This is a genomic window from Dictyobacter sp. Z7_2 (assembly GCF_057551105.1).
Genome location: NZ_BAAJPE010000002.1, coordinates 1,777,747 through 1,792,239 on the forward strand (window position 1 = coordinate 1,777,747; position 14,493 = coordinate 1,792,239).

Here is a 14,493-nt window from a genome sequence, read left to right on the forward strand (position 1 = left end):
GTTCTTAACGCCTCTCAAACGCACGCGAAAGAGCATTCAGGCCAAAATGCACCATCGTAGGACGACCATGACAGCAACTATAGGGAGCCTGAGTCTGTTCAAGCTGCTCAAGCATCTCGCGCATCTCGCTGACAGTCAAAAAGTAGTTCGCCTTGATAGCAGCCTTACAAGCCACGTTAGCAAGAGCACGTTCCTCCCAGGTCTCTGTATCGCCCAGACTATCAGCCGACGTGAAATCGATCATCAGCTCATGCAGTGAATGGGCATTCATCTGCTTGACCAATACACTCGGCACAGCATGCACCTCCAGCGTAGCGGCAGCATCGTCTGAAGCAAACTTAAAGCCAAGCTGCTCCAACTGCTGCTGATGCTCTTCAATCGACTCCAACTCATTGGGAGCCAGTTCAAGTTGAATCGGCGTCAATAAGAGCTGTGACATCGGGGCACGCGCTTTGAGTGTCGTCACCATCTTCTCAAGCAGGATACGTTCGTGGGCCGCATGCTGATCGATCAGATACATGCCTCCCTCGCCCTCGGTCACAATATAACTCTGAGCCACCTGACCAACCACGCGCAACTTGGGCAAGCGTCGCGCAGTCTGCGGATCTATCGTAGCAGGACCTTGCACGACTTCCGGCTCGATGGCTGTGAGCATCGACGCCTGCTGCGGATACGCCTGGGCATTTTTTTGCTGCTGTACTTCCGCAACGGCACCCTGTTCGGGCTCATCCCGAGCGGACTTGCGTTGAGACCACATCTGCTCAATAGCCGACATCTCAGAGGTCGTATCGTCATCTTGAGAGATCTCCGGCTCCGTTGGACGCGTTGTGCGTCGGGTGGAGGAGCCTGCGGGTCGCGTCGTAGCTGGCTCTTGCGTGTGGATATGACTCTGCCAGAGGCGACCAAGCATGGGAGGTTTGGTACCTGTTTCTTCCTCGGTTACGGTCATCCAGGGATTATCCTCGGGAATGGATTGGGGAATCTCAGTATCAGATGACACAGTAGCGTTTAGCTCGCCACCGTCTGCTTGCAGCACCTCACCTGTCTCCTCATCTATCGCAAGGCTATCGAGATCCAGGAAACCCAGATCATCCGTAGTAGCATGGCTCCGCCGAGCATTAGAAGCTGGAGTTGGGGTAGCCGTTGATGGATCTGATTGCTCAGGCTGCCAGCGAGGCATGCCAGGCTCATCGAGCAAAGCCGCACGTACACCACGCAGGATGGCTGCATAGACGCGCCGCTCTTTCAAAAAGCGGATCTCCGTCTTGGCCGGATGCACATTGACATCCAGAACAGAGGGATCGATCTGAATGTTGATCACCGCAATTGGATGTCGTCCAGTCAGCAGCAGCGAGTGATAGGCTCCTTCGACCGCCGAGGTGAGCATACGGCTGAGCACCCAGCGTCGATTGACAAAAAAGGAGATGTGTTGTCGATTGCTTTTATAGGCAGTTGGCCGACTGGTATAACCTGTGATAACGGGATAGGTGGGATCGTCAGGCTGTCCTTCAGTCTGCACTGGGATCATCTGCTCGGCAATCTGCAAACCGTAGACCTCAACCAGGACACTGGATAACTGACCATCGCCGGGAGTCATAAAGATCTGCCGCCCCTCACTAAAGACGCTGAAGCGGATCTCGGGATAGGCCAATGCATACTGCTCCAGCAGATGATGGCAATGGCTGATCTCTGTATTGCGGCTCTTGATAAACTTGAGTCGGGCAGGAACAGCGCTAAACAAGTTGCGCACCGTGATAGTCGTTCCTTCGGGAGATGCCGTCGCCGTAACATCTGACATCTGACCATTCTGAGCACTAATCTGGTTACTCTGTTCGGTACCGCGAGGGCGGCTAACCAATGATACTTCAGCCACCGCCGCGATACTCGCCAGAGCTTCTCCACGAAAGCCCAGCGAACGAATGTGCTCCAGATCATCAATATTCGAGACCTTACTGGTAGCATGTCGAGTCAGAGCGAGGGGAAGCTCCTCAGGAGGAATGCCGCTCCCATTATCAGTAATCCGAATTAACTGCAAGCCTCCATGGCTCAAATCGATACGAATCTGGGACGCACCGGCATCGATACTATTTTCAATCAATTCTTTCACGACGGAGGCTGGCCGCTCCACCACTTCTCCCGCAGCAATCTTAGCCGCAACATCAGGCGTGAGTTGTCTAATGGGCATTATTTCACTACTCCCCACATCAAGCAGATCAAGTTTCTCTACAAAGCCGAGTAAGAACGAGTGTTCAGATGGCATTATAGCATAGCGCTGGCTCCAATAGACTCTAAGCGGGACTTTTTGAATTCAAATGACAGGAATGTAATTATCTCACCACGATTGATAGAGTTAGCCATAAAGAATTAAAAGCGGGAAACTTCCTCTTTGAAGCTTCCCGCCCGATGATGTTTAATCTACCTTCTTCTTATGGCTTAATAATTTCTTTTTTCTCGCTGACTTCAATCGATCAATGATTTGCCAGAAACTTACCACTGCCGCTGGAACTCCAAGCGCAAGCGCAAGTACTGCCAGAAACTCGTTCATATACCGCCTTTCCCTCGACAAAGGAACAGGCGCCTGGGCTCTCTTTGGTACAACATCCCCAGAGTTGCATCCATACCTGCATGATGAGCTTCAATTGCTCAAAGCACATTCAGTATGGGCACTATCGACAAATAGCATACAGGTATGCTACCATTGTCAATGGTCACAAGGAGAACATATAAAATCAGTATTCACATTGCTGGTTTTAGACCTGACTCCTGTTCACGATTATAGATCAGTGGACACCAAACCATTCCCCGGAAATGCTCTCGCTGCTCAGCATTGCGCGTTTCATGGCGAATGGTTTTTTTTACTCCGAAGAGAAGTATAGCCTATACAGAGAAAGATAGCAATTAAAATTAGAACAAATATTCTAATTCAATTTGCCATGCCTGCCCTGACTCCTCTAAGAACGTAATGATAAACAGGAGAAAATATCTATAGCTTGCCTGTTATTTCTCTGGACAAGACAGATCTAGCCTGCTACGATAATGCCAGATGAAATATACGAGGAGGAATTGTCTATGACTCAGATTGAAGCGTACATTACAGAACATGAAGGTCTGTTTCTGGAAGATTTAAAAGCCTGGCTCCGTATTCCCAGCATCAGCACATTGCCGGAGCATGCCAGCGATATGCAGCGGGCAGCGGATTATGCGGTCGAGCAGTTAAAGCGCCTGGGCATTGAACATGCAGAAAAAATTCAAACGCAAGGACATCCGCTCGTCTATGGAGAATGGCTCCAGGCCAGTGGCAAGCCCACATTGCTCATCTACGGACATTACGACGTGCAACCAGTTGATCCTGTAGAGCTCTGGAACTCGCCACCCTTCGAACCAGATATCCGCAACGGTAATATCTATGCGCGCGGCGCGGTCGATGATAAGGGACAGGTAATGCTCGTCTTCAAGGCATTAGAAACGCTGATCAACGTCAACGGCACGCTACCTATCAACGTCAAAGTGCTCATAGAAGGCGAAGAAGAGGCCGGTGGAGAATCGGTTGAACACTACATCAAAACGTATCCTGAGCGCCTGGCTTGTGACGCGGCCTTCATCTGCGATACAGGCATGCCCAGCGCCGAGACGCCAGCCCTCATCACAGGCCTGCGCGGGATCATCTATACAGAGGTAGAAGTTCAGGGTGCCAAACAAGATCTCCACTCCGGCGTCTATGGAGGAGTAGCTCCCAACCCACTGCACGCCCTCGCGATCATCATCAGCCGCCTGAAAGATGCCGATGGACACATCCATGTTCCCGGCCTGTATGATAAGCTGCGCCCGGCAAGCGCCGAAGAAAAAGCATTCTGGCAACAAGATCCCTTGCACATGAACGAAGGTTTTGCTCACGAGATGGGAGTCAAACAACTATCTGGAGAAGCAGAGTATCCACCAATTGAGCGTGCCAGCGCTCGCCCAACGCTTGAAGTCCATGGCATCAGCGGAGGCTTTACCGGAGATGGCGCCAAAACAGTCATTCCTGCCAACGCCAAAGCGAAGATCAGCCTGCGCCTGCCACCCGATCTCAAATCGGAAGAGGTCTTTGTGCTTTTCGAGCAGGCCGTCAAGGACGTCTCTCCGCCTGATGTAACGGTCAAAGTCATCAACATACATGGAGGAGAAGGCATCCTGTTCTCGCCAGATACTCCAACCATCAAAGCAGCGGCAGACGCACTCGAAGAAGTCTACGGCAAAGCCCCCGTCTACCTGCGCGAAGGAGGCTCGATCCCGATCGCCGCCCTCTTCAACGACATCTTACACGTGCCCGTCGTCCTGATGGGATTTGCCCTACCTGACGATAATATGCATGCGCCCAACGAAAAATACTCCCTGAGCCAATTTTTCAATGGAGTCCGAACCGTCGCCAACTTCCTCCAAAAACTCGCCAGGTAACATCATAATCAGCTTGATCGTGGCATGCGCTGAGTACACGACGCTACTTTGTGACTGCCACGTTTCTCCTCAGCCATGATAGTGATATACTTAGTATGGTTAACTGCACAACTATGCATAGATAGAACACCACATATTGAAGGAGTTCGAAAATATGGCTGAGTATACATATATCCTCGTTGAGCATGAGCAGCGTGTCGGCATTGTGACCTTACAGAGACCAAAAGAATTGAATGCACTGAACTTCCAACTGGTCGCTGAGTTAGCTGATGCGCTAGAGGAGATGGATCGCGATGACGCGATTGGCTGTATTGTTCTGACCGGTTCTGGTGAGAAGGCTTTCGCAGCTGGAGCGGACATCAAAGAGATGGCCGATAAATCACCAATCGATATGATGATAGGCGGCTTCTCATCCTGGGAGCGTATTCGCAGGATTCAAAAGCCTACCATTGCGGCGGTCAATGGTTACGCGCTGGGCGGTGGGCTTGAGTTAGCAATGCATTGCGATATCATCATGGCCTCAGAAAATGCTCGTTTCGGGCAGCCCGAGATCCAGCTTGGCATTATTCCAGGAGCGGGCGGCACGCAGCGTCTGGCGCGTACTCTAGGCAAGTACCGCACCATGGAGATGGTTCTCACCGGTGGCACGGTCAGTGCTCAGGAACTGGCGCAGCTGGGATTAGTCAATCATGTTGTACCACCGAGCGAACTCCGTCAGGAGACGCTTAAGTTAGCCAATAAAATCGCGAGCCAGGCACCTATTGCAGCTCGCCTGGCGAAGAATGCGGTCATGGCAGCCTTCGAAACATCGCTCTCACAAGGATTAGAGATCGAACAAAAAAACTTTTTCCTGCTCTTTTCCACCGAGGATATGCGTGAAGGTATGCAGGCTTTTATTGAAAAGCGACAAGCAAACTTCCAAGGCAAATAATACACAATCAGTACGTTTATTTAACGAATCTCATCACGTTTCTTGCTGTATAGCAAGAAACGTGCACATAACTTGAGACGGATAGTTTTCTGTCGACGTCCTGGGATACTTTGTAGCTACAAATTGGGATAAAGAGACAGCATTAATTCACTAGCTCACCCTGCGCCGCCGAAGTATAAGCCTCTTGTAGTCTGGGCACAGTCAGATAATTTGCCAGCTCATTGGGCTCGATCCAGCGCATATCGACGGCTTCCCAATCGGTATGAATTTGATCTGGTGTTGCTACCGCAAAAAGAAAAGGATGGATGTAGAAATGTCGTCCCAGCGCTTCATCGATATGTTCGACGACTGTTCCACGTCGCAACATCTGCACCTGATCGCGCTGCAATCCGGTCTCTTCACCGATCTCAACAAACGCTTGCTCAACCGGAGTCACGTTCGGCTCAACGAATCCGCTGATGCCCGCCCAGTGGGCATGATAGCTCCCGACACGTTGACTTCTTTGCACGATAAGAATACGCGTGCTTTCTTCATCAGTACGTTGGAGGAAGCAAGTCACAACATGTGTAGGCCGTAGTGAAGATGACGAATGTGATGAACTCATTTAGCACTCCTTCATTTCGTGATGACAGCCATAAATATTTTCTTGTAGACTCAAAGACGGTTATTCAAGGATAACGCATACAGACTATCCACATAGGAGTATATCCTCGTATGCAAACACAAGAAACAGCGTCAAATTCTGCTCAACTGGCAGATACCAATAACGTCAAACAAGCGTGGCTCACCGCTCTGACTCCCTGGTGGAAAGCCGCTCTGATAGCGCTACCAACCTTTCTGGTAACGCGTCTTCTGATGATCTTTCTCACCTATTTTGGCGGTGTCCTTTTCAACGTACAGAGCAACTCTTCATTTCCCTTGACCCTACAATCCATCCTTTACTACTGGTATCAATGGGATGCTCCACGTAACCTGGCCATTGCCTCACAGGGATACACTGATCCAACGTATACCACATTATTCCCACTTTATCCTGCCATTGTCCACCTTGTAAGTAGCCTGTTGCATCTCGATACACTACTCACCGGCATGATTATCTCTAATCTCGCCTTATTCGGAGTAATGATAGTCATTTATCGTCTGGTTGACAATGAATTTGATGCAGGCACGGCCAAACGTTGTATGCTTTACATTGCCATCTTTCCTACCGCATTATTCTTTTTCACTGCATACAATACAGCACTCTTACTTTTCCTGACGATCATGACCATCTACCTGTTGCGCCAGGGCTCCTGGTGGTTAGCAGGTTGCTTTGGAGGACTGGCGGCACTGACAGATCTCACAGGCATACTATTATTCGTCATTTTCCTGTGTGAATTTGTCAGACAAGAAGGTCCTATCGTGCGACAAGCATGGCCTGAAAGCGAAGGAAGAACAAAAATAATTCTGGTCAGTCCCTTGCTGGCATCCATTTTGATCCCATTTGGCTTGCTGATCTATGCAACCTCGCTCTCAAAGCCATTTCATGATCCTTTTATCTTCCTGCACCCATCGACAAGCGGACAACCTGGCATCTTTGGTGGGCTGACTACTGCTCTTCACACGATTAGTAGTGGATCATTGAATACATTCGCTGCAACACATAGCGTTTTTGAGCTCTTACTGCTCTTCGGTATGATTGCTTTATTAATAGCTGGTTTTAAAGGCCGCGAACGTCTGGCGCCGACACAATGGCCGCTCCTCGTCTTCGGAATTCTGATGATCATCTATGCCTTACTGTTTCCCAATCAGTTAGGATTACCATTCAACCAATACGATCCCTTACCATCCATGCAATACGCCGCATTGCTATTCATTCCTGGATTTATCATCCTTGCTCGCATGGGACGTTATCCCTGGGTACATCAGACATATCTTTTGTTCGCGACTCCATTGCTGGCATTCCTGGTCTTCCAAATGTTCAAGATGCTGTGGGCAATGTAGACATGAACAGAGCAAGTGACTTTTTGGAACAAAACATCTAGAAAGGTGTGACACAGTTAAACACACGTGAAATAGCTTTTTGCATGTGATTTAATTTTTCTTCTTGACGTATAGTTAGCACTCTTATATAGTATGCTTGACGCATAGTACACTTTTACGCATTGCGTGCAGCGAAAAAATAAACACAAAGTACATTATATAGTCATTTTCGAGCCTTGATAGGCCTGATCGCTTTTACCACTGGAGGTAGGCCAACGTGACAAATAATCCAATCGTCTTGGCCCTCATTATTATCATTGTTGCAATTCTGTCCGGAGTTATTGCTCTAATTGTTGGCGTCTACATCGGGACATCGCGGAATAAAGCATCTTTCGAAGAAAAAATGCGTGCTCAAAAAGATATGAGCGAGCAGCGTCTTCTCACTGTACAGGATCAGCAGAGCCAGGCATTACGAGAAGCACGCGACGAAACTGCCAGTATTCGCACCGCTATTGAACGTGAGAATGCAGAGCGGCGAACAGAATTACAGCGTCAAGAGAGACGCATTCAACAAAAAGAGGAAAACCTCGAACGCAAAATCGACGCGCTCGAGCTACGTGAGCGTAAATTAAATACGAAAGAGCGTAGCCTTGACCAGATTCGTGAAGATATGGAAGAGGTCAAGCGCCAGCAAATCAGTGAACTGGAGCGCATCGCCAAGTTAACTGAGGAGCAGGCGCAGGAACTTCTGCTAGCCCGTATTGAGCAGCAGGTTCGTACTGAAGCCGCACAACGGATGCGCCGGATTGAAGAGCAAGCACGTGAGGAGGCGGAAGCCAAGGCACGTGAAATCATCACGCTCGCCATCCAGCGCTGCGCCTCAGACCAGGTAGCGGAAGCCGTCGTCTCCGTTGTGCCGCTCCCCAACGACGAGATGAAGGGACGTATCATCGGTCGCGAGGGACGCAATATTCGAGCGCTGGAGGCTGCCACAGGTGTTGATCTCATCATCGACGACACGCCTGAAGCGGTCATCCTCTCAGGCTTTGACCCTGTACGCAGAGAGATCGCTCGCGTTGCATTGACAAAGTTAATCATTGATGGTCGTATCCATCCGGCCCGAATCGAAGATGTCGTAGCGAAAGCGCGTCAGGAAGTCGATCTCATCGTACGTGAAGCCGGAGAAAACGCCGCTCTGGAAGCCAACGTTCACGGCTTGCAGCCAGATCTACTCAAGATCTTAGGACGCTTGCGTTTCCGCACCAGCTATGGACAAAATGTGCTCGCACACTCGGTTGAAGTCTCCATACTGGCAGCGACGATGGCTCACGAATTGGGAGCAGACGTGAATGTCTGTAAAACCGCCGCTCTCCTGCATGATATGGGAAAGGCTATCGACCAGGAGGTCGAAGGTCCCCATGCCATTATCGGCGGAGAAATTGCGCGGCGCTTCGGAAAATCACCGAAGATCGTGCATGCCATGGTTGCCCATCATGCCACCGAGACTGAGCCCCAGACGATAGAGGCGGCAATTGTCCAGGCCGCTGACGCTATCTCGGCAGCCCGTCCCGGAGCCAGAAGAGAGACCATTGATCTCTACATCAAACGACTCGAAGGGCTGGAGCATATCGCCAATTCATTTACTGGCGTCGAAAAATCTTTTGCCATCCAGGCAGGACGCGAAGTGCGCATCATCGTCAAGCCCGAAGAGATCGACGAATATGCCGCCGGACGTCTGGCCAGCGACATTGCACACAAAATTGAAGAAGATATGGATTATCCTGGACAGATTAAAGTATGTGTGGTCCGCGAGACACGCTCCGTCGATTACGCACGCTAAAACTCATTGTTCAAAAGTAGCGTCGTACGCTTGCGTACGATGTCCCACTCGACGTATGATCAGGCAAGCCAGCGTCGCTCACCGCAAGCCTGCCGTCTCGTACGAGAAACTGGGACATCGTACGCAAGCGTACGACGCTACTTTCAGGGGAATAGAATATATTATGACTAATACAGTTGATTTACATACCCATTCAACCGCTTCTGACGGCCTTTACGCTCCCAAAGATCTCCTCCAGCAGGCTCATGAGGCTGGCTTAAAGACTTTGGCGCTGACAGATCATGACAGTACCGAGGGGATTGAGGAGGCTGCTGAGGCCGCTCGCCAACTTCAGATAGATCTCATTCCAGGGATTGAGCTCAATACGGATGTGGATGGAGGGGAGATTCATGTGCTGGGTTATTTTTTAGATTATCAGCGTCCAGCTTTCCAGAGTACACTCAAGATATTACGCGATGCGCGGGTGCGTCGCGGTGAGCGCATGGTTGAATTGCTCAATGAACAGGGCATCCAGATCAGCTGGCAGCGAGTCCGCGAACTGGCCCAGGGATCAGTAGGACGTCCTCATGTTGCCAAAGCGCTGCTGGAGGCCGGATACGTACAATCGATCGCCGAAGCTTTTGATAAGTATATCGGCTCGGGATTGCCCGCCTATGTGCCACGCTACAAGCTTTCGCCCACCGATGCCATACATCTGATCAATAGCGCCAGTGGTCTGGCAGTCATTGCACATCCCATAGGCTTCCCGGGACTGGACAAACTACGCGCCTGGTTGCCGTCCTTACAAATAGCCGGGATGGTTGGTCTGGAGACCTATTATGGTCCCTACAGCCATAAAGATGAAGAAGCCCTACTTTCTCTCGCCAAACAATATCACCTCATTCCAACAGGAGGCACTGACTTCCACGGACCTGGCATTCATCCAACCCCACTCGGTGGACGCTTTGTGCCACCAGAGGTCGTTGAGCGTTTAAAAAAACTCAAAGCCGAACGCCAGACAATCACGCCACCAACGTTCGAACTCCCGCCTCCTATGGAAGAAAAGTGAGGCTTTTATCTCCCACAATACTGATGAGCGATGATTACGGCCTGAAGCATAATCATCGCTCATCAGTATAAGCACCGATAATGACATCACTAGATACGACGCAAACCATCTTTGCGGCTCACGTCCAGCCATCGACTCTGTTCACCTGTATTTTGAGCTCCTGGATGACGACGAGCCTGTTCACGTTCTACCTGCTGATCCAATAATAGCCCACCAATCATGGCCGCAATCTTTTCCAGAACAATCTCCTCGGAATCGCCTTTCGTAGCAGCTATTTCTGTGTCTGAGAGCTCTTGAGCTGGCTCAGACTCGACCGGCGGTTGCTGTTGATCCCATTCTTCAGCGATAAAATCGGTTGAAAGATCCGCAGCGATAAAACGAGGCTGCTCCAGCACCCAGCGCGCAAAGGGCAAAGTCGTGCGCACTCCAACGATCTGATATTCGGTCAAGGCTCGTCGCAAACGAGCGATAGCTTGAGTGCGATCTCGTCCCCACACAATCAGTTTTGCCAGCAGGGGATCATAGGAAAGAGGTACCTGCAAACCCGCATAGAGACTACTATCGACGCGTACTCCAGGTCCCGAGGGCTCTTGCAACGCCTGTACTGTTCCAGTGGCGGGCAAAAAACGATTGGCTGGATCTTCCGCAGAGATACGACATTCGATGGCAGATCCCCGCACCACAACATCGTGTTGAGTAAATGAAAGTGGTAGGCCAGCCGCCACGCGCAGCTGCTCCTGCACCAGATCAATCCCGGTGCACCACTCGGTGACTGGATGCTCCACCTGAATGCGCGCATTAACCTCTAAGAAATAGAAGTTACGATCTGGTCCGAGCAAAAACTCAGCCGTACCAGCATTGACATAATTGATAGAGCGCACTAATTTAACCGTAGCGGTAGTTATCTTTGAGCGTAAGCTATCATTGATCAATGGGGCAGGTGCTTCCTCGATCAGTTTTTGATGGCGGCGCTGAATACTACATTCGCGCTCTCCCAGATGCACGACATGCCCATGAGCATCGGCCATGAACTGCACCTCGATATGACGCGCCGGGATGATAGCTTTCTCTAAATAGACACGATCATCTCCAAAGGCGCTTTTGGCCTCGCTCCGAGCTGTCTGTAGAGATGCTAGCAGATCACGAGGATCATGCACCATACGGATACCTTTACCACCGCCACCAGCCGCCGCCTTCAACAGGACAGGATAGCCAAGACGCTCGGCACTCAATTTTATCCCAGCTTCATCCTCATTATCGATGATCGCGCCTGGCACAATCGGAACGCCAGCCACGTAGGCCGTCCGACGAGCAGCCGTCTTCTCGCCCATCGCGCGTTGAGCGGCAGCGGGAGGGCCGATAAAGATCAATCCAGCCTCCTGACAGGCATCGACAAAGGCAGCGTTCTCGGATAGAAAGCCATAACCCGGATGGATCGCTTGAGCTCCTGATTGTTTTGCCACTTCAATCAAACGAGGAATATTTAAATAGCTCTGCGCAGCTAGCGCCGGACCTATATGATACGCTTCGTCAGCCATGCGTACATGCAAGGCATCGCGATCGACATCACTATAGACCGCCACGCTTTGCAAACCGACATCTCGACAAGCCCGCACAATGCGTAACGCAATCTCACCGCGATTCGCCACCAGCACTTTTTGAAAAGGCCAATCAGCGCTCAAAACTCTCTCCATAAAAATCCTTTCAGGGGGCACCTGACAAGAAGATCCTTCGCAATCAACTTTAGACAACACAACAAACGGAGTAGCAAACGCTCTTAGTATATCATGCCACAGACGCATAGAAGAAAATATATATGAGCGCCATTTTCAATGATTATTAGCAAAAAAAGGCTATACGTGCTAAAAAATTTTGTTTTCAGAAAATGGCGAGTACACTGAATTTTAAGCGCCATCTGGAACAGCTCAAGCACATAAAAACTGGATGGCCTCATATCAGCTAATGTTGCTTCGCGCAGACATGTTGAGGTGATTTTTTGGTGTTGGAGGAGGAGTCGAAGTCTCGATGCTTAAATTTATAACGAACATGCAAATCTCTCGCCGTCTCTTGCTAGCCTTTCTACTTTCCGCAATGATACCAGGGGTTGTGATCTCTATCCTCGGCTTTACTTTTTTTAAAGGGCAATCCGAACGTAGTCAGGTCATCCGCACAAATATTAACGCATTCAAGTCCGCCACCACGGCAGGAACCTATCTGCCCAATCTCAACACCCTGCTTGTCACCACCTATCTAGAGACATATCAAGGTCAGCCAGCCAGCACAAAAGCGCCGATCAGCACGAATATCCAGCAATTGCACGCGACGAGCACGCTTTTTGCCGCAGCGACCCAACACTACAGCAACACCTATGGGCTAAGCACGTCGCCAAAGATGCAACAAACGCTTGACCTCCTCAATCTCAATCAGCTCGACCTGAATGTACCCAGCCAACAGCGGCAAGACCTCTATCAAGTCACTCACACGCTCTGGCCACAATACCAGAACGCGCAAGAGCAAGCCATCGATGCCATGAACAACCGGGCACCTGCAACCAGAGTACGTGATCTCATCACAGCAGCCGAGACAGCCTACATCCCCTTAGAAAATAAATGGTCCGACATCACCCGGATAGCAGATAATATGAGTATGCGTATGATCAATACCAGCGCCACGCAAACCAATCCAATTATTTTCCTCACCCTCATCGCCTTTTGTGGAACCATCGTCCTGGTCACCCTGATCGGTTTCATCGCCTACCGCTCTATCACCGTCCCGCTTCATCAGCTAGCCATGCTCACCAGAAGAATCGCCAGAGGAGACACTCAGGCACGCGCCAAAATCAACACGCAGGACGAAATTCATCTCGTGGCCCGCTCAATGAACAAGATGCTTGATAACATCGTCCAACTGATTCGAGAAGCGCAAGCACAGCGGGACATCCTCCGCAGGCAGGTTGAGCAACTCGTCCACGAAGTCGGCAGCATCGGCGAAGGAGACCTGCGTACGCAGGCCGGGGTCGGAGATAATCCGCTCGGCATCCTGGCAGACTCGTTCAATTATATGATAGAAGAGCTAAGCAATCTGGTCGTCAGCGTCAAAATAGTTGCCGATGACGTTGCCAACTCGACGACATCCATCCTTGACTGCATGACGCAACTCGTAGACACAGACAACATTCATCTGCAAAAGATCAGCAAGTCGAGTAACGAAGTCGAGAGCATGGCAGCCTCCAGCCGTAAAGTGGCCGAACGCGCACAGATCCTTTTCGACGTCGCTCGCGTCGCGCGTCGAGATGCTCAGATAGGACGTGACGCGGTCGAGCAGGCCCGAGGGGGTATGGGAAGGATCGGCGAGAACGTCCTGTTAACATCAGTAAAAGTGCAGAAGCTCGATGACCACTCGCATGAAATCGATGAGATCATCGAAGTCATCGCCAGCATCGCGCACCAGACCAATCGACTCGCCCTGGACGCAGCGATCCAGTCGGCCATGGCCGGAGACAACGGCAAAGGCTTCGGAGCCGTCGCAGCCGATATTCGCCGTCTGGCCGAACGTACCAAAGACCAGGCCCATCTCATCACCCGTATCATTCGCAGCGTACGCGAAGAGATCGTCTCAGTGGCCATCGCCATGCAGGACACCGAAGAAGAGACACATACAGGAACGCGCCTCGCACAAGAAGCTGGAGACGCACTGACATCCATCTTTGAAGCGATCGAGCATCAAGCCCGAGAGATATCAACGATCAACCAGATGACCACACGACAACGACAATCATCGCGAGCCATCGTACAAATCATGCAAGAAGTCACCGAATCCACGCAACGCAGCAGCACCAATACCCGCATCGCCGCGAAAGTCGTCGAGCGCCTTGCCTATCAGGTGGAACAGCTACGCCTCTCGGTTGAAGCCTTCAAGCTACGCGAAGGACAATACTACCGCATCCCCAAGTCCAACATGAGCTTCGAAATGGTCTTAAGCGAAGAGATTGAAGATCCTTTGACGATCAGCGCCGCCATCCGCACCGTCAACGCAGCCCTGCATCCACTCAGATTTTCTGGCGTCCCTCTATCAAACATGTACTCGCTCCCGCCAGAATCCATCGATGATTACAATCAAGCAACCTCAGCAGACACTATGCACACGCCGATGTGGAACGATATCCCTTTTTCCGAAGAGTGGTCAGCCAGTGAACCTGTCCCGAAAGAGCAACAATGATGGCAACTAGCGACCATCAGGCATGATGTGCTGGACCAACAAGCCGGAATGAGACAG

General features: G+C 50.7%; 10 protein-coding genes. 6 read left to right on the forward strand and 4 right to left on the reverse strand.

Translation table 11 applies throughout. The features are described from left to right. Positions 1 to 4 precede the first annotated feature (4 nt). On the reverse strand, positions 5 to 2,185 hold the full coding sequence (mutL, locus tag AC27N8_RS20935; RefSeq protein ID WP_487069347.1) for a DNA mismatch repair endonuclease MutL: 2,181 nt from the start codon (positions 2,183 to 2,185) through the stop codon (positions 5 to 7). A gap of 225 nt (positions 2,186 to 2,410) precedes the next feature. After that, the gene (locus AC27N8_RS20940; RefSeq protein ID WP_487069348.1) at positions 2,411 to 2,545 is read right to left on the reverse strand and encodes a hypothetical protein; all 135 of its coding nucleotides are present in this window, start codon (positions 2,543 to 2,545) and stop codon (positions 2,411 to 2,413) included. Positions 2,546 to 3,069: 524 nt separating this feature from the next. Here AC27N8_RS20940 and AC27N8_RS20945 point away from each other — a divergent pair. Further along, positions 3,070 to 4,437: a dipeptidase gene (locus AC27N8_RS20945; RefSeq protein WP_487069349.1), complete on the forward strand. Its 1,368-nt coding sequence runs from the start codon at positions 3,070 to 3,072 to the stop codon at positions 4,435 to 4,437. Positions 4,438 to 4,591: 154 nt separating this feature from the next. Beyond that, entirely contained in the window at positions 4,592 to 5,368 is a 777-nt protein-coding gene (locus AC27N8_RS20950) for an enoyl-CoA hydratase-related protein (protein WP_487069350.1), read from the forward strand. Between the two features lie 142 nt (positions 5,369 to 5,510). Here the strand turns inward: AC27N8_RS20950 and AC27N8_RS20955 are convergent, their stop codons facing one another. Beyond that, positions 5,511 to 5,972: an NUDIX domain-containing protein gene (locus AC27N8_RS20955; protein ID WP_487069351.1), complete on the reverse strand. Its 462-nt coding sequence runs from the start codon at positions 5,970 to 5,972 to the stop codon at positions 5,511 to 5,513. Positions 5,973 to 6,082: 110 nt separating this feature from the next. On the opposite strand from AC27N8_RS20955, the gene AC27N8_RS20960 reads away from it, so the two are divergent. The 3 genes from AC27N8_RS20960 to AC27N8_RS20970 all read left to right on the forward strand — a co-directional run bounded on the left by AC27N8_RS20960 (position 6,083) and on the right by AC27N8_RS20970 (position 10,218). After that, positions 6,083 to 7,351, forward strand: a complete 1,269-nt coding sequence (locus AC27N8_RS20960) for a glycosyltransferase family protein (protein WP_487069352.1) — start codon at positions 6,083 to 6,085, stop codon at positions 7,349 to 7,351. Between the two features lie 256 nt (positions 7,352 to 7,607). Then, positions 7,608 to 9,170 carry a ribonuclease Y gene (gene rny, locus AC27N8_RS20965; protein ID WP_487069353.1) on the forward strand — a complete coding sequence of 521 codons (1,563 nt, stop codon included), beginning with the start codon at positions 7,608 to 7,610 and terminating at the stop codon, positions 9,168 to 9,170. A gap of 163 nt (positions 9,171 to 9,333) precedes the next feature. Further along, positions 9,334 to 10,218 carry a PHP domain-containing protein gene (locus AC27N8_RS20970; RefSeq protein WP_487069354.1) on the forward strand — a complete coding sequence of 295 codons (885 nt, stop codon included), beginning with the start codon at positions 9,334 to 9,336 and terminating at the stop codon, positions 10,216 to 10,218. 89 nt (positions 10,219 to 10,307) lie between these two features. On the opposite strand, the gene AC27N8_RS20975 is transcribed toward AC27N8_RS20970, so the two are convergent. Further along, a complete protein-coding gene (locus tag AC27N8_RS20975) occupies positions 10,308 to 11,912 on the reverse strand; it encodes an acetyl-CoA carboxylase biotin carboxylase subunit (RefSeq protein ID WP_487069355.1) in 1,605 nt (534 codons plus the stop codon). A gap of 331 nt (positions 11,913 to 12,243) precedes the next feature. Between AC27N8_RS20975 and AC27N8_RS20980 the strand changes: the two genes are divergently transcribed. Further along, positions 12,244 to 14,436: a methyl-accepting chemotaxis protein gene (locus tag AC27N8_RS20980; RefSeq protein WP_487069356.1), complete on the forward strand. Its 2,193-nt coding sequence runs from the start codon at positions 12,244 to 12,246 to the stop codon at positions 14,434 to 14,436. The last annotated feature ends 57 nt before the right edge of the window (positions 14,437 to 14,493 follow it).

Coding starts and splice junctions, on each gene's coding strand:
- AC27N8_RS20970 (WP_487069354.1), top strand. CDS start 9,334: ATGACTAATACAGTTGATTTACATACCCATTCAACCGCTTCTGACGGC.
- AC27N8_RS20940 (WP_487069348.1), bottom strand. CDS start 2,545: ATGAACGAGTTTCTGGCAGTACTTGCGCTTGCGCTTGGAGTTCCAGCG.
- AC27N8_RS20950 (WP_487069350.1), top strand. CDS start 4,592: ATGGCTGAGTATACATATATCCTCGTTGAGCATGAGCAGCGTGTCGGC.
- mutL (WP_487069347.1), bottom strand. CDS start 2,185: ATGCCCATTAGACAACTCACGCCTGATGTTGCGGCTAAGATTGCTGCG.
- AC27N8_RS20955 (WP_487069351.1), bottom strand. CDS start 5,972: ATGAGTTCATCACATTCGTCATCTTCACTACGGCCTACACATGTTGTG.
- AC27N8_RS20960 (WP_487069352.1), top strand. CDS start 6,083: ATGCAAACACAAGAAACAGCGTCAAATTCTGCTCAACTGGCAGATACC.
- AC27N8_RS20980 (WP_487069356.1), top strand. CDS start 12,244: ATGCTTAAATTTATAACGAACATGCAAATCTCTCGCCGTCTCTTGCTA.
- AC27N8_RS20975 (WP_487069355.1), bottom strand. CDS start 11,912: ATGGAGAGAGTTTTGAGCGCTGATTGGCCTTTTCAAAAAGTGCTGGTG.
- AC27N8_RS20945 (WP_487069349.1), top strand. CDS start 3,070: ATGACTCAGATTGAAGCGTACATTACAGAACATGAAGGTCTGTTTCTG.